At 55.5% G+C, this 21,178-nt stretch carries 21 protein-coding genes; 12 read left to right on the top strand and 9 right to left on the bottom strand.

Translation table 11 applies throughout. The features are described from left to right. The first annotated feature begins 20 nt into the window (after positions 1-20). Entirely contained in the window at positions 21-2,090 is a 2,070-nt protein-coding gene (locus tag RQI55_RS15975; protein ID WP_243258312.1) for an ATP-binding protein, read from the top strand. Between the two features lie 52 nt (positions 2,091-2,142). Here the strand turns inward: RQI55_RS15975 and RQI55_RS15980 are convergent, their stop codons facing one another. Next, positions 2,143-2,550, bottom strand: coding sequence for a tautomerase family protein (locus tag RQI55_RS15980; protein WP_243258311.1), 408 nt, complete (start codon positions 2,548-2,550; stop codon positions 2,143-2,145). A 101-nt stretch (positions 2,551-2,651) separates the two neighbouring features. On the opposite strand from RQI55_RS15980, the gene RQI55_RS15985 reads away from it, so the two are divergent. Continuing rightward, complete coding sequence (locus RQI55_RS15985; protein WP_243258310.1) at positions 2,652-3,542, top strand: LysR family transcriptional regulator; 891 nt, start codon at positions 2,652-2,654, stop codon at positions 3,540-3,542. Positions 3,543-3,626: 84 nt separating this feature from the next. On the opposite strand, the gene RQI55_RS15990 is transcribed toward RQI55_RS15985, so the two are convergent. Next, positions 3,627-4,718 (bottom strand): NADH:flavin oxidoreductase/NADH oxidase, encoded by a 1,092-nt coding sequence (locus tag RQI55_RS15990; protein ID WP_243258309.1) that lies wholly within the window; start codon positions 4,716-4,718, stop codon positions 3,627-3,629. 98 nt (positions 4,719-4,816) lie between these two features. On the opposite strand from RQI55_RS15990, the gene RQI55_RS15995 reads away from it, so the two are divergent. After that, entirely contained in the window at positions 4,817-5,128 is a 312-nt protein-coding gene (locus RQI55_RS15995) for a helix-turn-helix transcriptional regulator (protein ID WP_243258308.1), read from the top strand. A gap of 36 nt (positions 5,129-5,164) precedes the next feature. Here the strand turns inward: RQI55_RS15995 and RQI55_RS16000 are convergent, their stop codons facing one another. Continuing rightward, positions 5,165-5,389, bottom strand: a complete 225-nt coding sequence (locus RQI55_RS16000; RefSeq protein WP_243258307.1) for a hypothetical protein — start codon at positions 5,387-5,389, stop codon at positions 5,165-5,167. Positions 5,390-5,833: 444 nt separating this feature from the next. On the opposite strand from RQI55_RS16000, the gene RQI55_RS16005 reads away from it, so the two are divergent. Then, positions 5,834-7,399, top strand: coding sequence for a bifunctional diguanylate cyclase/phosphodiesterase (locus RQI55_RS16005; RefSeq protein WP_311273187.1), 1,566 nt, complete (start codon positions 5,834-5,836; stop codon positions 7,397-7,399). A 138-nt stretch (positions 7,400-7,537) separates the two neighbouring features. Continuing rightward, positions 7,538-7,906, top strand: coding sequence for a response regulator (locus RQI55_RS16010; protein ID WP_042617187.1), 369 nt, complete (start codon positions 7,538-7,540; stop codon positions 7,904-7,906). 8 nt (positions 7,907-7,914) lie between these two features. Here RQI55_RS16010 and RQI55_RS16015 read toward each other — a convergent pair whose 3' ends face one another. Beyond that, the gene (locus RQI55_RS16015) at positions 7,915-8,277 is read right to left on the bottom strand and encodes a response regulator (RefSeq protein ID WP_042617129.1); all 363 of its coding nucleotides are present in this window, start codon (positions 8,275-8,277) and stop codon (positions 7,915-7,917) included. A gap of 191 nt (positions 8,278-8,468) precedes the next feature. Between RQI55_RS16015 and RQI55_RS16020 the strand changes: the two genes are divergently transcribed. Beyond that, entirely contained in the window at positions 8,469-9,470 is a 1,002-nt protein-coding gene (locus RQI55_RS16020; RefSeq protein ID WP_042617128.1) for a sensor histidine kinase, read from the top strand. Positions 9,471-9,491: 21 nt separating this feature from the next. On the opposite strand, the gene RQI55_RS16025 is transcribed toward RQI55_RS16020, so the two are convergent. Then, positions 9,492-10,859: a cytochrome P450 gene (locus RQI55_RS16025; RefSeq protein ID WP_243258305.1), complete on the bottom strand. Its 1,368-nt coding sequence runs from the start codon at positions 10,857-10,859 to the stop codon at positions 9,492-9,494. Positions 10,860-10,959: 100 nt separating this feature from the next. Here RQI55_RS16025 and RQI55_RS16030 point away from each other — a divergent pair, with 100 nt between their 5' ends. Continuing rightward, on the top strand, positions 10,960-11,640 hold the full coding sequence (locus RQI55_RS16030; RefSeq protein ID WP_243258304.1) for a TetR/AcrR family transcriptional regulator: 681 nt from the start codon (positions 10,960-10,962) through the stop codon (positions 11,638-11,640). A 245-nt stretch (positions 11,641-11,885) separates the two neighbouring features. Here RQI55_RS16030 and nagA read toward each other — a convergent pair whose 3' ends face one another. Genes nagA through RQI55_RS16050 form a run of 4 tightly spaced genes read right to left on the bottom strand, consistent with a single transcriptional unit; the run spans position 11,886 to position 15,747 of the window. Further along, positions 11,886-13,046, bottom strand: coding sequence for an N-acetylglucosamine-6-phosphate deacetylase (nagA, locus tag RQI55_RS16035; protein ID WP_042617125.1), 1,161 nt, complete (start codon positions 13,044-13,046; stop codon positions 11,886-11,888). Continuing rightward, on the bottom strand, positions 13,043-14,065 hold the full coding sequence (locus RQI55_RS16040) for an SIS domain-containing protein (RefSeq protein WP_243258303.1): 1,023 nt from the start codon (positions 14,063-14,065) through the stop codon (positions 13,043-13,045). The genes nagA and RQI55_RS16040 overlap by 4 nt, the downstream gene beginning before the upstream one ends. A 33-nt stretch (positions 14,066-14,098) precedes the next feature. After that, positions 14,099-14,863, bottom strand: coding sequence for a GntR family transcriptional regulator (locus RQI55_RS16045; protein ID WP_052496782.1), 765 nt, complete (start codon positions 14,861-14,863; stop codon positions 14,099-14,101). Continuing rightward, positions 14,860-15,747, bottom strand: coding sequence for a BadF/BadG/BcrA/BcrD ATPase family protein (locus RQI55_RS16050; protein ID WP_042617123.1), 888 nt, complete (start codon positions 15,745-15,747; stop codon positions 14,860-14,862). The genes RQI55_RS16045 and RQI55_RS16050 overlap by 4 nt, the downstream gene beginning before the upstream one ends. Positions 15,748-15,955: 208 nt before the next feature. On the opposite strand from RQI55_RS16050, the gene RQI55_RS16055 reads away from it, so the two are divergent. The 5 genes from RQI55_RS16055 to RQI55_RS16075 all read left to right on the top strand — a co-directional run bounded on the left by RQI55_RS16055 (position 15,956) and on the right by RQI55_RS16075 (position 21,163). Further along, complete coding sequence (locus tag RQI55_RS16055) at positions 15,956-16,846, top strand: N-acetylmuramic acid 6-phosphate etherase (protein WP_311273186.1); 891 nt, start codon at positions 15,956-15,958, stop codon at positions 16,844-16,846. 61 nt (positions 16,847-16,907) lie between these two features. After that, positions 16,908-18,167, top strand: a complete 1,260-nt coding sequence (locus RQI55_RS16060) for an ABC transporter substrate-binding protein (RefSeq protein ID WP_042617121.1) — start codon at positions 16,908-16,910, stop codon at positions 18,165-18,167. 141 nt (positions 18,168-18,308) lie between these two features. Further along, a complete protein-coding gene (locus RQI55_RS16065) occupies positions 18,309-19,256 on the top strand; it encodes a carbohydrate ABC transporter permease (protein ID WP_042617120.1) in 948 nt (315 codons plus the stop codon). Positions 19,257-19,268: 12 nt separating this feature from the next. Further along, positions 19,269-20,108 (top strand): carbohydrate ABC transporter permease, encoded by an 840-nt coding sequence (locus RQI55_RS16070; protein ID WP_042617119.1) that lies wholly within the window; start codon positions 19,269-19,271, stop codon positions 20,106-20,108. Then, positions 20,105-21,163 (top strand): Gfo/Idh/MocA family protein, encoded by a 1,059-nt coding sequence (locus RQI55_RS16075; protein ID WP_042617118.1) that lies wholly within the window; start codon positions 20,105-20,107, stop codon positions 21,161-21,163. Before RQI55_RS16070 ends, RQI55_RS16075 begins: the two co-directional genes overlap by 4 nt. Positions 21,164-21,178: the final 15 nt, after the last annotated feature.

Raw genomic sequence — 21,178 nt, forward strand, 5'->3', positions numbered from 1 at the left:
CGCCTTGGGAGTAAATGCACTTGAAATTGTTGGATGATTTCGACTGGTCAAAGACCCCGCTCGGACCAAAAGACCAATGGTCAGTTGCTCTGCGGACCACCTACGATCTCATCACGGCATCCGGATTTGGCATGTGCGCTACATGGGGCCCGGAAGGTACCTTCCTTTATAATGACGCCTACGCAGCATTTCTCGGCGACCGCCATCCCCAGGCTCTTGGGCAACCGATCATGCAGGTCTGGCCTGATGTATGGGATGAGATCAAACCACTCATTGATCGCGCCATGGCGGGAGAAACCATTCGCCTCGAGAACCTGCATCTGACGATGACCCGTAACGGATATGAGGAAGACACCTATTGGACGTTTTCCTACAGCCCCTTGCGTGATGGTGACGTGATCTCAGGCTTCCTGAATGTCGCTCACGACACGACGGCTCTCGTCTTCGCGCAAAAGCGTGACCGGGTCAATGCTGAGCGGGTGCAATTGGCGCTCGGTGCGGGTGCAATTATCGGCACATGGTTCTGGGACATACCAACGGATCGCTTTACCATCGATGCTGCTTTTGCGGATAGTTTCGGGCTCGACCCAGCACTCGGCAGGACGGGCATACCGTTAGAGCAGATCATATCGACCGTGCATCCAGATGATCGCGACGGCTTGATCGCAGCCATCAACGAGGTCATTTCTCGAGGGGGTGCCTACGCCCATCAATATCGTGTCCTGCGCCGAGATGGAAAGTACTACTGGATCGAAGCCAATGGGCGTGTCGATCTTGCCGAAGATGGCTCTCCTTCCAGCTTTCCCGGCGTCTTGATCGATGTCGAAGAGCGCCGTGCGGTCGAGGCTGAACGTGACCGGGCCATTTCCATGTTGCGTGCGCTGAATGACCAGTTGGAGCAACGCGTTTCAGATCGCACATCCGAGTTGCTGAAAGCGCAGGACGCCTTGCGGCAGTCCCAGAAGATGGAGGCTGTCGGCCAGCTGACAGGCGGGCTTGCGCACGACTTCAACAATCTTCTGGCGGGCATTTCTGGAAGTCTGGAACTCATGGGCCGCAGATTGTCTCAAGGGCGCGCGAACGAGCTGGATCGATATCTTTCCGCCGCACAGGGTGCGGTCAAGCGGGCGGCTGCGCTTACTCATCGATTGCTGGCCTTCTCCAGACGCCAGACGCTTGATCCAAAGCCAACCGATATCGACAAGCTGATTGTCGATCTCCAGGACCTGATACAGCGTACCGTTGGTCCGTCTATCGATATTGAGGTCACGAAGGCATCCGAAACATGGAAAACGCTGGTAGACCAGTCGCAGCTTGAAAATGCGGTTCTCAATCTTTGCATCAATGCGCGGGACGCCATGCCGGATGGTGGCAAAATCACCATCAGAACGGAAAATACGACAATTGAAGCGCAGGCGACGGATGAAGGCGGAACTTCGGCAGGCGAGTATGTTTGTCTGCGAATTACAGACACAGGCACGGGCATTCCAGCAGATGTGATCGACAAGGTCTTCGAGCCATTCTTTACCACCAAGCCACTGGGTCAGGGCACAGGTCTCGGCCTTTCTATGATCTACGGATTTGCAAAACAGTCCGGGGGAAAAGTCGAAATATCATCCGAGCAGACTGTTGGAACCACGGTCTGCATCTATCTTCCGCACCATATGATGGAAGGCGATATAGCCAATGAGGCCGTCGATTCCCGCACGCCCGGTGGGGCGAGAGCAGAGGAAACCGTACTGGTCGTCGATGACGAACCGACAGTTCGGATGCTGATTTCCGATGTGCTTCAGGAGTTCGGTTACACCGTCATCGAAGCCGCAGACAGTGCGACTGGCTTGAAGATTTTGCAGTCAGATGTCGGTATCGATCTGCTGATCAGCGATGTCGGCCTTCCAGGAGGGATGGATGGACGCCAAATGGCAGATGCCGCGCGCCTCAGCCGTCCCGGATTGAAGGTTCTGTTTGTGACTGGATATGCGGAAAACGCCGCTGTGCGGGACGGCAAGCTTGATCCTGGTATGGCTGTGCTAACCAAGCCTTTTGCCGTGGAAACTCTCGCGGCTCAGGTTCGCGAACTCATTGTGTGAAACTGGGCAGTCAATTGCATTGACCGCCCAAGTGGTCTCAGATGCGTGAGCCCTAGCTATCCGTTCCGCGCTGCTGGGTGATCGCCATAGCAAAGACGCCGTTTCCAACGCTCCAATCCGAATAATCGTTTTCGTGCATGAATATGAAAACATCTTTCGGAGAAACGGCTGCCTTTGCTTCCAGATTTCTGGTGATGGCCGCGTAGAGTGCGCGCTTCATTGCGTCGCTGCGACCTCTGCGCATCGTGATTTCAACGACGATCACATTGTCTGAACGCGCAATGCCGTTGAAGCTCCGGTCAAAAAAGAAGTCGCTACCCTGGTACTCGCTGACCAGATTGAACAATTCGTCCTCTGGCATGCCGATAGCCTCGACCAGCGCATCGTGAATGCCCCGGACGATTTCATGCTTCCTTGATGGTGCTGTTCCCGAGGGTATGGCTGTTTTGACAAATGGCATGCTTGATCTCGCTTTTCGTTCAAATCGATCGGCATTTGTTATCAGATGGAAATCGCTCTCCATATTGACGTGATAGCCGTGCCTATGTGACCTTCGCTCACATGAGAAACCGAAAGAATATACCCGTTGCCGCATTGCGGGCCTTTGAAGCCGCGGCACGTCACGGTCGGCTTGTGGCTGCTGCGGAGGAACTGTCTGTTACGCATGGTGCGATTAGCCGCCATGTCAGCCTTCTCGAGACAATGATTGGAACGCAGCTTTTCGAGGGGCCTAGAAATCGTCCGCAACTCACATCAGAAGGGCGGGTGTTGGGCTTTGCGCTCACCTCTGCATTCGACCAAATCGAGGATGCGTTGCGGATTGTCAGGCGAGGCGACGACACCATTCTGGATGTCGCTTGTCTCAGCACATTTGCCATGCGCTGGCTCATTCCGCGTCTTCATGATTTCACGACAAAGCATCCCCGCTACGATGTGCGTTTGGCAACAGACGATCGCATGCCGCGAACCCAGGTCGATGTGCAGATTCTTGTGTTGTCGCCCGATGCCGAGATGCCACAGGATTGCTCGCCGCTTTTTCAGGAGCAGCTAGGGCTCATCATTGCGCCTTCCATTGCAAGTGGACGGGAGCCGCTTGACCATGACGAAGCGTTTGCGCTGCCTAGGTTGGAAACCAAAACGCGCCCGCATGTATGGCAAGAATGGGCCCATCTTACAGGCCAGAAAGATCATGGGAATGGGATACGGGCCAGCATTTTCGATCACTATCACCTGACAATCGAGGCTGTGCTGAACGGATTGGGTGCAGCCATCGTGCCATGGCATCTTGTTGCCGGAGACATCGACTGCAGCCGCCTCGTTGCACCTTTCGGCTTCCTGCAGAGCGGCCTTCAATACGTTGTGAAGGTCGAGCGGCCCGGACGGCGGAAGACGGAGCAATTTGTGAGTTGGCTGAAGGAGGAAATTGCCCAGTTTCCTCAATCGGCAAAATGAGCGGATATCTCTAGGTCACACCTTTAGGGGCCGGCCACCGCGAATTTGTTGTTCGCGGTGGCCTTTAATTAGGGACCTTCCGGTTCAGGCAGTTCTGTAGCGTTCCAGCCAATGGGCGTATGGCGCTGGAAGCGTCCAGGATGGTTTATCGATACCGAGCTCACGCGCTGCCTGATATGGCCAATGATTGTTGGCGAGCAGCGGGCGTCCAAGCGATACCAGATCGACAACATCATCCTCGATCAGGCTGTTGGCCTGTTTCGCCTCGCTGATGAGCCAGCTTGTCGTTGCAGGCAGTCCAACTTCACGCCTTACGCGTTGAGCGATGGGCGCCATAAAGGCGGGACCCCACGGAATATTTGCGGTTGGGGTGGAAAATCCGATGCTGACGTCAATAATGTCGAGGCCGCCTGCCTTGAAGCGGCGAACCATTTCGATCCCTTCTTCCAGGTCGTCGGAGCCATCGAACTCGGTCACACCAAAACGAGCGGCCAGCGGCAAATGCTCCGGCCAGACTTCGCGCACGGCAGCTAGCGTCTCGAGAAGAAACCGCGCTCTTCCGTCAAAGTCGCCGCCATAATTGTCTGTGCGCTTGTTGGACCATGTCGAAAAGAAACTCTGGCCGAGATAACCATGCGCGAAGTGAAGCTCAAGCCATTCGAAGCCGGCGGCTAGCGCCCGCTTGGCGGCAGCGACAAAGTCTGCCTTGACCCGCTCAATATCGGCAATCTCCATTGCCTGTGGCACCTTGCCAAGGTTTGCTCCGAAAGCAACGGCGGATGGCGCTATGGTCTCCCAGCCACGCGGATCGGATTCTGGAATGTGGTCGTCGCCTTCCCATGGACGATTGGCGCTCGCTTTGCGGCCAGCATGTGCAATCTGGATTCCGGGAACCGCACCGGCAGCCTTCATCAGGCCCACGGCTTTTTTCCAGGGCTCAATCTGCTCATCGCTCCAGATGCCTGCGCAGCCGGGAGTGATACGGCCTTCCGGTGAGACGGCAGTGGCCTCGGCAACGATCAAACCTGCGCCGCCGCGCGCCAGGCCAGCCAAGTGGACATAATGCCAATCATTGATCGTGCCGTTCTCGGCCGAGTATTGGCACATTGGCGATACGACGATGCGATTTCGCAATGTCACGTCTTTAAGGGTGAAGGGGGTAAAAAGGGATGACATGATTGCTCCAACTGATAATCAGGAACCATCATATATGCTTTCGGTATTTCGATTACAATCGAACTATCCAATAAGATTTTCAAATGCTAGGTTACGTCATGCGCGCAATTCCACATCCCTCCATGAAAGACGTCACGCTCACTCAGGTGCTCTACGCTCTCAGCGATCCTGTGAGGCTGGGCGTTGTGCGTCAATTGGCGAATGACGGGCAGGCCACATGCTCTGCCCTTGATGGGGGAAGGCCAAAATCCAGCATGTCCCACCATTTCAAAGTCTTGCGCGAAGGGGGCCTTGTTTTGACGCGCACGGACGGGCCATCGCACTTGAATGAGTTGCGTCGTGCAGAGATCGATGAGCGCTTTCCCGGCTTGTTGAACGCTGTCCTTGCCTCATCGGATGAGCGGAGTTGATGGCCATGTTTGCTACGGGCTTGTCGTAACCTTCTTTTAGTCCGGCAGGTCTTTAAGGATCAGGAGCCTATTGCCTGGCGCGTAGGCTACGACCTTTTCTTGCTCCAACGCATCCAGAACGGCAATGATCTCGCTCTGCGAGAAGCCTGCCGCATTCATTGGCATTGCGATGTCGTTCAAATTGAACGACATTTCCGGCGATGTCTTGAGCGTACGCAGACGCTCCAGCAAAGCGACTTCTGTTTCAGAAAATCTGTTCATGTGAGCATATATAGGTCTTTTTCCACTCGCATGTCTTTACCAGATCGGCATTTATCCATCTACGAAGTGGTCCGCGTGCGCCGCCGCTCATAGGCAAAGTAGAATTTTACAGTATTGTTTATTTTGAAATATATAAAGCTAATATATCAGTATAAAATATCGATAAAAAGCTTATAATTTGCACATATTGCTATAAAAAATAAATTATGAACGTTTCAATTAAGATTATTTTTACAATCCGGCCTAAGAATGAATTGGCGGAAACAGATACTCGCCATGGTCGAAATATCCTTGCGGATGGCATGTGACTGACTTTACCTCTCATTGGAGGTTCGGCCTTTTACTTTCGGGCAGGGGTGGAAGAGGTGCAGTGCGCCGCATATGTGCAGGTCGATGTAGACCTGGGTGCCGGCGGCATGATGCCAACTTCTCCTGGAAGGTATCATGTTCAATTTTCGAGACAGATCCCGCATCGAAGCTATCGTCTGGATCGTGGCTTTTATTATCATTGCGACTTTTGCAGTCATGCTCGATGCCCACGAGGAGATCGATGCATTTTTTAGATCTCACGAACATTATCAATTGGACGAAATCGTCACTGCGCTTGCTATCGCTGGTGCCTTCGGCCTTGCTTATTCCGTTCTGCGCTTGAAAGACCTGTGGGTCGAAGGCAACCGACGTCGTCTCGCCGAAGAAAAGGCCGCAAATGCCGCTTATCACGACGGTCTCACGGGTCTGCCCAACAGGCGCTCACTCGATGCCGCCATCAGTGAATTTGACACGCGAAAGTCCAAGCGATCCAAGCATGCGGCTTTTTCCATAGACCTTACCGGGTTGAAGAAAGTGAACAGCGAGCTGGGGCAGGCTGGCGGTGATGTCGTTCTGAAGGAAATTTCTATTCGACTGCTAAACCTGGAGCCCGACGACAAGGTATTCCATGTTGGCGGTGATCGTTTCATGCTTGTCACGAACAGTCCAAGTTTTTCCAATCCTGAAGCTTATGCCCAACGGATCCTATTCGCTATCTGTCGACCGATTGAGTTTCAGGATGTCTCGATAGAGATCGCCGCAAGCCTCGGCTACGCATCCTTCCCCGACGACGCGAAGGATTTTTCGGGTCTGGTGCGGTTTGCTGAGAGCGCCATGTACGCGGCCAAGAAAAGTGGTCCCAATGTGATACTGGCCTTTACGCCTGCGATGGACAGGAAGGACCGTGAACGTGCGCAAATGCTGGCTGATTTGAAAGCAGCAATTCAAGCCAATACGATTTCTCCCCATTGTCAGCCGCTGATAGATTTGAAGACCGGAGAGATTGTGGGTTACGAGGCATTGGCTCGGTGGGAAATTCGGCCCGCTCAATTTGTTCCGCCGTGCGATTTCATTCCCCTGGCTGAGGAGACTGGACTGATCTCGGCGCTGACCGAACGCCTGTTCCTGCAAGCATGCAAGGATGCAATGACGTGGCCCCCGCACACGATCCTCGCTTTCAATCTATCGGCTTCCCTGTTGGCAGACCGACTCCTAGGCCTTAAAATCCTGAAAATCATCAATGAAACGGGCTTGGCGCCACAGCGCGTTGAACTTGAGGTGACGGAAAGCGCGATTATTCTGGATGCCGAAAGCGCGCAATTCGTTCTCAACAATCTTGTTCAAACAGGAATCAAGCTTGCTCTTGATGATTTTGGCACGGGGTATTCCAGTCTGTCGCAACTCTCGAGTTATCAGTTCCATACACTGAAAATCGACCGTAGCTTCATTTCGAGTTTTGAAGTGTGTGAGAAGCAGGACAAAATCGTGAAAGCGATTATTGCCCTGGGCGCAGGCTTGGGAATGAAGGTGACTGCTGAGGGCATCGAGAACGAGGGTCAACTCGCAAAGCTGGAAGCGCTGGGCTGTGATCTGGGGCAGGGTTATCTGCTGGGCAAACCGATGTCCGCGAAAGCCTTACGGTCACACAAAGTGTTCCGCATCCATAATCTCATGCCAGCAGAAACCAATCATTCAGCGTAATGCCGGGCACCCTGATATCGCTGCATAACAGCATGGATCATTAACCATGCCAACGTGATCGCCCCGACCATTTACCTCTTGCAAAGAGAAATGACCGAGGTTGTGGCTCGCTGGAATGAATACCAGGAGCAATGGAAAATGGCGAAAATTCTGATTACCGAAGATGAAGACGCATTGCGCGTCTTCGTGGCCCGCGCATTGCGCCTGGATGGCCACGAAACCCACGAAGCCGCTGATGGTGAGCAGGGGTTCGAGAAGCTGAGCGAACATACGTTCGATCTTCTGCTCTCTGATATCCGCATGCCGGTCATGGACGGGATCGAGCTGGCGCATCGCGCTTCATCGCAATTTCCGAACCTCAAGATCTTGTTGATGACGGGCTATGCCGAACAGCGTGAACGCGCCGATGACCTGATGGAAAAGATCATCGACGTTGTTCCGAAGCCTTTCGCGCTGCCTGATATTCGCAAGGCGGTCGCACGCGCACTCGCTGCGCCCCATGCTTGACGTGAATGCTAGTCGGATTTTGCGTCCGCAAGTGCGTTCAGTCGACCGATGATGGCGGAAAAATCATAGGGCTTGGAGAAGAATTCTGCCGATTCTGGCAGGTCGATATCATCGGGTGTCAGTCGGCCTGATGCCACGATGATCCCCGCCTCCGGGAAACGCTCAGCCACGACGTGGGCCAGGTCGATGCCGGTCAGTTCTCCTGGCATCTGAATATCTGTGAACAGCAAGTGCACGGTGTGCTCGGAGATGAGAACCATCGCCTCGTCAGCCGTTTCAGCCTCAATGATGCTGAAACCAGCGTCTTCGAGGGCATCAATCAGCGTCAACCTTATTAAAGGCTCGTCTTCCACCACCAGCACTGTACGCACACGTCACCTCCATTGAAGTCTTGTGCAGGAACCCGTAGAGCTTGGATGGGTTCCATGTCGTTTTTCGACAAGAGGGTGCCTTTGCGATGTGCCTGCCATGTTGACACAGCGCCTCGGTGACCCCGCCAGCAAATGCCAAGAGCGCCCGGACGTATGTCCGGTGCGGTCAGTTTCGAGAGGGAGACGCTTCAATGACGATCCAGGGACCAGCCCAGCCTGAGTGGAATGCAAGGGAGCTGCGCAATGCCATCAAGTCAGCGGGTGTTGCACTCTGGACATGGAGCGTGGGTGACGACAATTTCGTGATGGATGCCAAGGGCTATGAGCTGTGGGACCTCTCTGCGAAGGCGTCGTTGAAGTTTGAAGACCTGTCCATCAAGGTTCACCCCGCCGATCGAGACCGAGTAAGGGCATCGTTTGTTGCTGTAAAAGCTTCTGACGGACCATTCGAAATCGATTTTCGCATTTTGACGAGCAATGAGGAGGTGCGTTGGATTTCTGCGCGCGGCGAGGGGAACGAAGGTTGCGCCGACTCCGACAAGATGTCGGGAATTTTCCTAGATGTGACGGGCCGCAAACAGGCAGAGGAAGGTCATGAACTGCTTGCCGGTGAAATGAGCCACCGCGTTAAAAATCTGCTGGCACTCGCATCGGGCTTGACGACCATCACTTCCCGCTCAACCGAGACGAAAGAGGAAATGGCGCTGCAGCTGACGCAACGCCTGGCCGCACTCGGGCGCGCACATGATCTGGTGCGGCCTTTGCCCGATGGGCAGGGAAGTGCTGCGTTGCTGGGAGATTTGTTTGCCGTGCTGCTTGAACCTTACGATGACACCGGCGCGTTTTCAGGCCGGGTGCGCGTGGCTGTGCCGCGCATGGGCCTTGGGGAAAAGGCGGCAACGGGCATCGCTTTGATGATCCACGAGCTGGCAACGAACTCCCTTAAATACGGTGCGCTTTCCACCGCGGAAGGATTGCTCGATATTTCGGGAAGCAAAACCGGCGACGACATTGAGATTGTCTGGTCCGAACAGGGGAGAAAGGCAGCACCTCCTAAAACCACCGAAGGATACGGGAGCAAGTTGCTGAACCGCACCGTCACAGGTCAGCTCGGCGGCTCTATTGAGTATAACTGGACCGATGGCGGCGTGTTGATAACGTTGCGCATGAAAGGCAGCTTTCTGGCCCGCTGAGGCCATGACGGTTCCCGTGCGTCAGCGCGCAACGAGCTGCATGTTGAGTGGTTTTTCAGGGCGCAGCGTTAGCCGCATGATCGGCTTTGGAGCGTGTGTTTGAATGGCTGCAAGGCGTACCTTCTGTAAAAGCACCGCCAGAATGGCCACAGCCTCCATCACGGCGAAGGCATTGCCAATGCAAACGCGGGGTCCAGCGCCAAACGGCATGTAAGCGTAGCGATGCCTTGATTTGCTGGCCTCTGGATTGAAACGCTCCGGATCGAAGACCTCGGCGTCAGGCCAGATCGAGGCATGTCGATGGACCGCATAGATCGGCACCATAAGGACGGTGCCGGCGGGAATGAGATATTCACCGAGGCGGAAATCCTGCAAGGCCGTGCGCGTGATGACAGGTGCTGGTGGATAGAGCCGCATCGCTTCGGAAAAGACCTGGCGGGTATAGGTCAGCTTCGAGATGTGGTCACTTGGCAGATCCTCACCTTCCGTCACCCCGTCAATTTCGTTGAGCACCTTTTCCTCAATCTCTGGATGGCGAGCCAACAGGTCGAATGTCCAGGCCAGTCCGAGCGCCGTGGTTTCATGACCCGCGGTGATGAAGGTCATCAGATTGTCCACGATTTCCATGTCGTTCATTGTTCTGCCCGTCTCAGGATCCGCTGCCGAGAGAAGCATTGAGACCAGATCGGTCCGTTCTGCGGGCGTAGCGCGCCGTGTCTCAACAACGCGCATGAGGCTTGACCGCAGGAATTCAACAGCCGCCCTTGCCTTGCGGCGGCCGGGATAGGGCAGCCACTCCGGTGCTTTCAAAATACCTAGTGCAAGGGTCCAGCCCGTTGGCTTCAGAAAGTCGGAAATGCTGCGTTCCACCCTGTCGACGTCAATCCCGTGGCCGCCCGACATCATGCTCTCCACGATGATGTCGAATGTGGTGTGCATCATCTCGTGACCGATATCGATATTTTTCGAGCTGTTTGCCAGCCACTTGTCTCGCGTCCGCTGCGCTGCCGCAATCATCATCGGCTGCAACTCCAGAAGCTTATCGTGCCGAAATGCGCCAGCAACGGATTGGCGCTGCCATTTCCAATGTGCACCATCGGCCGTCAACAGGCCCTGGCCAAGGGCTAGCCCCAGTGCGCGTCGAACCTGATCGCCTTTGCACAAGGCGTCAGCATTTTTGACCAGTGCTTCATGGATGAGGACCGGATCGGCAATATGCACGGTCATCTGTCCGGCGGTCTTTGAGAAGACAACGGGCTCCGTAAAAATCGACGGAGGAATGGCGTCGAGCGGATTGCGAATGATGGCCGCAAGAATTCTGGGCGTTGATTGCGGGGTGACAGGAAAACGCTTCGCCGTTTGTTCCTCAGCTCCGGTCGTCATGTCCATGGCATCTATCCTTGATTGCGGGCGGCAACGGTTATAGTTCATTAAGGTGTTCACCCAAATAAAAGTAAGGTGGGCACCTTAATTCTGCAAGGGCAATGCAATGAAATCGACGATGCGTGTTGGCAGCGACAAAAAACTAAGCACACGAGATCGCATTCTCGAAGCGAGCCTTGCCTTGTTGAATGAAAAAGGCCCAGACCGAGTGACGACGGCGGAGATTGCACGCACGGTCGGCATCAATGAAGGCAACCTCTATTACCATTTCAAGACAAAAGAAGCTATTCTGGTCGCTTTGTTTCGGCAACTCGAAGCAGATGCGATCGCGTTTTCATCAGCCATCGGTGCCAATGAGATAACCGAGGCGGGCGCCTATGCAGCCTTCATGCGCGACTGGTTTTCGATTGTCTGGACGCATCGCTACATGTTCCGTGATCTTCCCGGCGTTATGGCCAACGCGCCTTCCCTGAGAGAGCCAATCGGCGTTTTGAGTGGTGCCATACGTCTTGCTGTGCAAGCGGGGATCACACAAATGGGGGATGTCGGTCTGATCGACATTCCGGAGGGTGAGGCCGCCGCACTCTTGGCAAATGTCTGGATCGTATCCACCTATTGGGCGGTCTATCTCAGCCTGCAGGAAGGTGTTGAGGACTTGCGTCCGCACCATCTCGATTGGGGGCTAAACCAGGTGACCAGCCTCTTCAGGCCTTATCTTTCACCCAGCGCATTGCAAGAATTGCAGGCGCTGCTGGCGAAACCTTTCGCAACAGGTGAGCGGTCCTGAGCAAGCTATGTCTTTTTGCATGGCTGCGGTGCAATGTCGTCTGTTTATTGTGCGTTCGAATTTGGTATGTTGTTTTCATCGAAGCGATGCACCTCCTCCCGCAAAGCTTCGAATTCAGACGGCCCACTCCTCCTCCCAGCCGTTGTTCGGTTCTTTTCGAAAAGCCTGCCGCACCTCCTCCCGCGGCAGGCTTTTTCGTTTGAACTTATGCTGGGGCGGCTTTCAAATTCCGATCGCACGACTGGTCAAGCCGCAAATACCGGCTCGCCGCCTATCCATGTGCTGATGATCGCATGTTCCTGATCCAGCACGACGAAGTCAGCGTCGCATCCGGGCTTCAACGATCCTTTCGCGTCGCCGACACCTGCGGCTTGCGCGGGATAGACCGTCGCCATGCTGATGGCTTCCGAAAACTCGATGCCGAGGACTTTGTGGATGAAGAGCACCGACGACAACATGTCTATATCGGCGCCGGCAAGGGTTCCGTCGGCAAGCGTGAGCCGTCCGTCTTTCCGATAAATCTGCCGACCGTTCAGCAAAAGACCGGCAATATCCGTTCCAATCGTCGACATGGCATCGGTGACGAGGAAGACATGGCCGGGGCCGCGCTTTGCACGGATCGCGGCACCCAAGGACGCAGGGTGCACGTGAAAGCCGTCTGCGATGATGCCACAGGAAAGCTCTCCCAGATCGAGCGCGGCTCCAACCAGGCCGGGCGAGCGGTTTTCCAGCGGGCTCATGGCATTGAAAAGATGTGTCACCACGCGCGCGCCAGCATCGGCATAGGTCTTGGCGGTCTCGTATGTCGCGTTGGTGTGACCCAGGCTGACGATAAAACCGGCCTCTGCGAGTGACTTCACTTGCTCAACCGTTGTGTTTTCCGGCGCGACCGTAATCATCAGCGCATCGAACTTGTCTGCGACAGCGAGCAAACGCTGAAGATCAACATCCTCCATCGGCCGGATCAGCGCAGGATGATGCGTGCCTTTGCGCGCCACGGAAAGATGTGGCCCTTCCAGGTGCAGGCCAAGGAAGCCTGGAACACCAGCCGTCTTCGCGTCAAGGCCAGCCTTGATTGCCGCAGCCGTAATCTCGGGCGTATCCGTTATCAGCGTCGACAGAAGGGATGTGGTGCCGAATTTGGCATGGGCCGCGCAGATCTGGCGTATGCCGTCGACGGATTGGTCGTCGTTGAGCATGACGCCCCCGCCGCCATTGACCTGCAAATCGACAAAGCCGGGAATGATGGTTGCGCCATTTGCGTCAATCCGCTCATGCCCTGAGGGGATTTCTGTCACAGGCACGATGCCCAAAACCTTGCCGTCGCTCAGCACAAGGGCACTGTTCTCATGCCAGGAAAAGCCATCGAAAATCCGGGCGTTTGTCAGCACTCTTTCCATGGTCAGTGGGTCTCCGTGACTTTCTTAAGAGCGGGCGGCGCGTCAGGATTGAAGCCTCGCGACCGAGACCATGCCTCCACGAAGCCATAGAATGGAACGATGAGTGTCAGCGCATTGGTCAGCGGATGCCCTGTCTCTACAAAGGGTAGACGGCGCGCGTGCGATGCGCCATCAGCCGTGATAAAAGAAAGTGCGCCTTTTTCACCGAGACTGTCTGCCGTCGCAAGGACAGAGGAAAACGCGGCATCCCGCGCCGCAAACGTCACCACCGGAAACCGTCGGTCGACAAGGGCCACCGGGCCGTGCAGAACTTCGGCGCTGGAATAGGCCTCGGCATGCATTTCCGATGTTTCCTTGAACTTCAGCGCAGCCTCGCTGGCAATGGCCAGAGATGGGCCCCGGCCCAGCATGAAAAGCGATTCAGCGTTGCCCAACTCATCGGCCAAAGCCTGCCAATCCAGCGTGATTGCCTGCGCCAGTTTTTCCGGCAGTTGTTGAATGGAGCGCTGTAGCTCCGCGTCAACAGTCCATTCAGCCAGAATGGCAAGGCCCGCCAACACCGAATTGAAGAAGGACTTGGTCGCCGCAACGGCAAGCTCAGGGCCTGCATTGATATCGACAGCATGTTCTGACGCATCTGACAAAGGCGAGGGCTGGGTGTTCGTCAACGATATCGTCAGCGCACCAGATGCGGCTGCTGATTGGGCTAGCGCGACAATATCGGGGCTTTTGCCGGATTGCGATATAGAGATGGCCGCTGCGCGATCCAGTTTCAGCGATTTGCCGTAGATCGAGGCTAGCGAAGGACCAATGGAGGCCACGGCACGCCCTGCCTGCTGCTCAATGGCATATTTCAGGAAATGGGCTGCATGGTCTGACGACCCTCTGGCGATGGTAATGAGAAAATCCGGGTCGCGATCCCGCAACGCCTTGCCAGCACTTTGCAAGGCATCATGCGAGCGGCTGAGAAGACGGCTGGCGGCGTCGGGTATTTCGTCAATTTCCTGGCGCATATGCGTTGGCATAGTATTCTCTTTTCTGTCAGTTCAATGGCCGCATCAGCCGTCAGTCAGGGTCATTTCCGCAACGAAGTCATAGGCATCACCGCGATAAAGCGAGCGGGTCAGTTCCACCACACGGCCGGAATCCAGATAGGAAATGCGCTCGATGGCAAGGCCCGCAGAGCCTTCCGGCACCGCCAGCAAAGCCGCATCCTCGCGCGTCACGTTGCAGGCTGAAATGCGCTGTACGGCACGAACCGGCCTATAACCTGTGCGATGCAATTCAGCGTAAAGCGAGGTCGTGACCGCGTGAGGGTCCGGCAGGATATCTGAAGCAAGGCTCGCCCGCTCGATGGCAAGCGGCAATTCATTGGCAATGCGCAGACGCTCCAGCCGTGCCACCATCATATCGACCTTTAGGCCCAGCATCATCATCTCGTCCGATGACGGGTGAAAAAGTCCGCGCCCCAGCCATTCCGAGCGGGTCACATAACCACGCCGCGCCATGTCTTCGGTAAAGGACGTCAGCCGTGACAAGGGCTGTTGCAGACGCGAGACGGGTTTCATGACGAAAGTGCCAGAGCCGTGCTTGCGGTTCAACAGTCCGTCCTTCACCAGATCATCCACCGCCTTGCGGACGGTGACCCGGCTCACATTGGCAAATTCAGCCAGATCGCGTTCCGGCGGCAGCGCCTGTCCGTGGCTGAGTTTGCCAGATAGGATCGCATCTTCAAGCGATTGGCGGAGCTTCACGTAAAGCGGTCCTGATCCGCTGGATTGAAGATCATCGGGAGAGAGAAACTGTGATAACCCCTCCATCATGCAGCCCCTTCCATCTCGTTCACGAAGGTTGCTTTCGCAAGGGCGACAGCACCGCAGAGCGCATCTTCGGCTGGAGGTGCAAGGCGTTCACGATGGCGCGCCGCGAGATAGGGCGCATAAAGTGCCGATAAGCCACCCAGCAGACACAGCCTGCCGCCGCTCGTTAGCTCTGATACCCGGTCAAGCGATGCGTCGATGAAGCCAGCGGCCTGTTTCAAAATGGAGAGTGCCGCCTCATCGCCAGCTGTGGCAAAATCGAAAACGCGGGGTGCGAAGCGCGCGTAATCGCCGGGCTTTGCGCTCTGCGAAAATGCGACCATCTTGCGTGGTTGATTGGAGAACTCTTCAAGAAGCGCACGGGTCATGGTCGTTTGCGGAGCGATGCCGTCACAGGCCAGCAGGCTTTCCTGCAATGCCATCTGGCCCAAACGTCCGCCACTTCCCAGATCTCCGAGATGATAGCCCCAGCCGCCCACATAGTGGATAACGCCTGCGCTGCGGGCGATATAGATTGTACCGGTGCCGAGAATAGCCACCGCCCCATCTCCGTCCCCCAGCGCGCCCTGAAGCGCAATCAGCCCGTCGGATTCGATCACGGAATGGCGAAAGGGCAGGCGTGGCATCACATAGGCGACGGTATTTTCGACGTGGTTACCCGCGAGGCCAAGATACGCGCTGGCGTCTTCAATGAGATTTGCATCGAGTCCCGCATCCACAAAAGCTGCTTTCGCAGCATCCGCGATATTTGCGATTGCTGTATCCGGCGCCGTCATGATGTTGGATGCGCCGCTTTTGCCCCGACCGAGAATTCGGCCTGATGCATCAGCGACTGCCGCCCGGCAACTTGTGCCGCCACCGTCGATTCCCACGAGATATCGCTGCATGAAACTGTCTCCTGAAAAGAAGATACCAAAAAAATACCAATATCCAAGAGAGAAAAATTAATTTCCATTAAAATCTAAATAAGCAATAGGAATCAATCCATTAATCAGACGTTTCTCGCTTCCTGGCCTCAAAAGTAAATCTAATATGAAAAGATGCTGGACAATTGGTATTTTTTTGGCATTAAATTCGGCGGCAGGGAGTTTTTTGATGAGCGCTGGCGGAACTGAAGGTTTGCACGAAAAGGCGAAGGGCCTCGACACTATGATGCCGGGTGACATTCTGTTGCTTTTGAGCGCGGGCCAGCAGGAGGCGGCGCAATCTGTCAATGCCGCTCATGACGCAATTGAACGTGCATCGGCACTTGCCGCGGATGCAATCGCGGCAGGGCGCAAGCTGGTTTATGTGGGCGCGGGCAGTTCCGGGCTGATGGCGATGGCCGACGCATTGGAATTGCCCGGCACTTACGGCATCGGGCGTGAACAGATTGCCATCCTGTTTGCCGGTGGCGCCAGCAATCTCTCCGATATGCCCGGCGCGCCCGAGGATGATGTCGAGCAGGCGAAGATCGACGCCGGGATCATCGTTGAAGGTGACTGTGTGGTTGCTATCACGGCAAGCGGATCGACACCTTATGCCCTGGCTGTCGTGCAGGTTGCGCGGGAAAGAGGCGCGAAAGTCGTAGCGATTGCCAATAATGTCGGCGCAAAAATCTTCGATATGTCGGATGTGTCGGTTCTTCTTAAAACGCCGCCGGAATTTGTATCGGGTTCAACCCGCATGGGCGCTGGAACGGCGCAAAAAATTGCGCTGAACATGTTTTCGACATTGATGGCCATTCGCCTCGGTCATGTGCATGACGGCTATATGGTCAACCTGCGGGCGGACAACAAGAAACTCGTTGAGCGCGCTGCACGGATCGTATCCGGCGTGACCGGCGTGGAGATAAGCGAAGCTGGACGATTGGTGGAAAAGGCGTCCGGCTCCGTGAAGATCGCTATCCTGCTTGCAGCAGGCGCGAAGACGAAGAATTCAGCTGAGCATATGCTGGAGGAAAGCGGCCACAACGTTCGGCGCGCGCTTCAGCTGATCGGCGAATGAGACTGGCAAAAATCACAGTTGTTGAGCGCCTTGAGGGCGTTACATCAAGAGGGAGAACAAGATGACCCGCACTATCACCAAGGCACTGCTAGTGGGCGCAAGCCTGTTTGGCTATGCAGGCCTCGCATCTGCGCAGGACGTGACGCTGACGATCGAAAGCTGGCGCAACGACGATCTTGCGATCTGGAAGGACAAGCTTATTCCAGCGTTTGAAGCCAAGAACCCCGGCATCAAGCTCTCGTTTCAGCCTATGGCACCGACCGAATACAATGCGGCACTGAATGCCAAGCTGGAATCCGGTTCCGCTGGCGATCTCATCACCTGCCGCCCGTTCGATGCTTCGCTGGAGCTTTTCAAGAAGGGCTATCTCGGCGACCTGACCAAGAATGCCGGCATGGCGAATTTCTCCGACGTGGCAAAGACCGCATGGTCCACGGATGATGGCGCTCAGACTTTCTGCGTACCGATGGCCTCGGTTATCCATGGCTTCATCTATAACAAGGACGCTTTTGAAGCGTTGAAGATCGAGGTTCCGAAGACGCAAGCTGAGTTCTTCGCTGCTCTCGACAAGATCAAGGCTGATGGCACGTACGTTCCGATGGCGATGGGCACCAAGGATTTGTGGGAAGCCGCGACCATGGGTTACCAGAATATCGGTCCCAACTACTGGAAGGGCGAAGAAGGCCGTCTTGCGCTGATCAAGGGTGAGCAGAAGCTGACCGATGCCGACTGGGTCAAACCTTACGAAGTGCTGGCCAAGTGGAAGGATTACCTCGGCGACGGTTTCGAAGCCCAGACCTATCCTGACAGCCAGAACATGTTCACGTTGGGCCGCGCCGCCATTTACCCGGCCGGTTCCTGGGAAATCTCTGGCTTTAACGCGCAGGCACAGTTCAAGATGGGCGCATTCCCGCCACCCGTCGAGAAGGCAGGTGATACTTGCTACATCTCCGACCATACCGATATCGGCATGGGCATGAATGCAAAGTCGAAGCACCCTGCTGAAGCTGCAAAGTTCCTGGAATGGGTTTCTTCGGCAGAATTTGCAGACCTTTACGCGAACGCTTTGCCGGGCTTCTTCAGCCTGAACAAGACAGCCGTGAAGATGGCTGACCCTGTTGCACAGGAATTCGTATCTTGGCGCGAAAAGTGCAAGCCAACCATCCGCTCCACCTACCAGATCCTGTCACGCGGCACGCCTAACCTCGAAAACGAGACCTGGGTCGAATCCGCCAATGTGATCAACGGTACGGATACGCCAGCTGTCGCCGCTGAAAAGCTGCAAAAGGGCCTCGACGGTTGGTATAAGCCTGCCAAGTAAGCCGACCTGTTCAAGCATGGCGGTTCAACAACCGCCATGCTCTTGCACATCTCCTCAATCGCATGAGAGCCGGATCATCGGTCGCGCGGACATGGTTCCGGGTAACACGGCTTCCTTTTTCCAATTGTTCGGACTGGTCCCATGAGCGCCGATATGATTTCAGACGATCAACGACCGATCAGGCGGCCCGTCCGCTGGCACATCTTCGTGTTCATGCTGCCAGCCTTTCTTGTCTATACCGCCGTGATGATCATTCCCTTGGGCAGCACACTGTGGCTTTCCTTTTTCAACCAGGTGGATGGTCAGAAAGTATTCGTCGGCCTGCAAAATTTCAGAACACTGTTTGGGGACGAGCGCTGGTCTGCCGATCTCTGGAATGCGCTCCTCAACAACACGATCTTCTTCATCATTCATATGCTGGTGCAAAACCCCATTGGCGTGGCTCTTGCAGCTTTGCTTTCGCTGCCGAAACTCCGGTTTTCGGCCTTTTATCGCACCGCTATCTTTCTGCCGACGCTTCTCTCCTTCGTCATCGTCGGCTTCATCTGGAAGCTTATTCTATCGCCGCTCTGGGGCGTTGCGCCCACATTGCTTGATCTTGTGTACCTGAAATCGCTGTTTGCGCCGTGGCTTGGCAAGCCCGGCTCGGCACTGATTGCAGTGTCACTGATTTCTGTCTGGCAATATGTCGGCATCCCCATGATGCTGATCTATGCAGCGCTTTTGAACATTCCCGATGAGGTGATCGAGGCTGCGGAAATGGACGGCATTACGGGCTGGAGCCAGTTCTGGAAGATCAAGTTGCCGTTGATCCTACCCTCCGTCGGCATCATTTCCATCCTGACCTTCGTCGGCAATTTCAATGCCTTCGACCTGATCTACACCGTGCAAGGCGCGCTGGCTGGGCCGGACGGATCGACGGATATTCTGGGCACATTGCTGTATCGGACCTTCTTTGGCTTTCAGCTCCAGCTTGGAGATCGCTCCATGGGCGCGACGATTGCAACGGTCATGTTCCTCATCATCTTGGCCGGTGTCAGCCTCTATCTCTTCGCCATTCAGCGCCGCATGCGCCGCTATCAGTTCTGAAGGGCAACAGCCATGTCGAAAGCACGCTCATCCCTGGCTCGCACGCTCGGTGCCCACGCAGTTCTCATCACCTATACGGCCATTGCGCTGTTTCCGGTGGTCTTGACCATCATCAACTCGTTCAAGTCGCGAAACGCGATTTTTCGCAATCCGATGCATCCGCCGCTTCCCTCGACCTTCGATCTGGTGGGTTACACGACGGTACTCGGGCAGGGCGATTTCGTGCACTATATGCAGAATTCGTTGATCGTGACCGTTCTCTCGATTGCACTTGTGCTTTTGTTCGGTGCCATGGCCGCATTTGCGCTGTCGGAATATCGTTTCAGGGGCAATACGTTGCTGGGCCTCTACATGGCGCTGGGTATCATGATCCCGATCCGCTTGGGCACCATCGGCATTTTGCAGGGCATGGTCGCAACAGGTCTGGTCAACACTCGAACCGCCCTTGTTCTGGTCTATACCGCGCAGGGCTTGCCGCTTGCGATTTTCATTCTGTCGGAGTTCATGCGCACGGTTTCCGATGATCTCAAAAATGCCGGGCGCATCGATGGGCTATCGGAATACAAGATTTTCTTTCGCCTTGTGCTGCCGCTGATCCGCCCTTCCATGGCAACGGTTGCGGTCTTCACCATGATCCCGATCTGGAATGATCTTTGGTTTCCGCTCATCCTCGCCCCAAGTGAGGCCACGAAAACCATCACGCTCGGTACGCAAATCTTCATCGGCCAATTCGTGACCAACTGGAATGCTGTGCTCGCCGCGCTTTCGCTGGCAATCGCGCCGGTCCTTGTTCTCTACACGATTTTCTCGCGGCAACTGATCCGCGGTATCACGGCAGGAGCGGTCAAATGAACGCGCAACCTCTGAAAGTTCTGGTCGCCGGTCTTGGCAATATGGGCATGAGCCACGCGTTGGCCTATGCTGCCAATCCCGGCTTCGAGATTGTCGGTCTCGTCAACCGCTCTGCGGTTACCTTGCCCCAACCATTGGCAAACCATCAGATCCTGCCATCCTTTGATGATGCGCTGGCGGAACTGAAGCCGGATCTGTGCTCAATCAATACCTATTCCGACAGCCACGCGGACTTCGCCATCAAGGCTATGGAAGCGGGCTGCCATGTGTTTGTGGAAAAACCGCTGGCAACCACGGTGGCGGATGCGGAGCGTGTTGTTGCGTGCGCCCGCGCCAATGGCCGCAAGCTGGTCGTTGGTTATATTCTGCGCCATCACCCATCGTGGATGAAACTCATCTCCCTCGCGCGGGACCTTGGCGGACCCTATGTGTTCCGCATGAACCTCAATCAGCAGTCTTCAGGCAAGACATGGGCCACCCACAAGGCGTTGATGCACACGACACCGCCCATAGTTGATTGCGGCGTGCATTATGTCGATGTCATGTGCCAGATCACGGACGCCAAACCGGTCTCAGTGCGCGGCATGGGCCTTCGCCTCTCCGAGGAGATTGCGCCAGACATGTACAATTACGGCCACTTACAGGTCACTTTCGATGACGGTTCTATTGGCTGGTATGAGGCGGGGTGGGGGCCGATGATTTCGGAGACGGCTTTCTTTGTAAAGGATGTGATGTCGCCCAAGGGCTGCGTGTCCATTGTGATGGACCCGAACGCAAAGTCTGACGACATCGACACCCATACGAAAACCTCGACAATCCGACTACACAAGGCCGCGACCGGGGCAGATGGCACTTTCATTGAGCCCGACCAGTTTCTCCAGATGGAAGGGGAGCCGGGGCATCAGGAGCTTTGCGACCGCGAGCAGGCCTATGTGTTGAAGGCCATCCGCGAAGACATTGATCTTAACCGACACATGACCGACGCCGTTCAATCGCTGCGCATCTGCCTTGCGGCGGATGAGAGCGCGCGAACCGGTCGCATGGTCGACCTGTGAGACTGGAGAGCATCC

The sequence above is a fragment of the Rhizobium sp. WCS2018Hpa-16 genome, from assembly GCF_031843705.1.
In the GTDB taxonomy this organism is placed as follows: Bacteria; Pseudomonadota; Alphaproteobacteria; order Rhizobiales; family Rhizobiaceae; genus Agrobacterium; species Agrobacterium tumefaciens_C.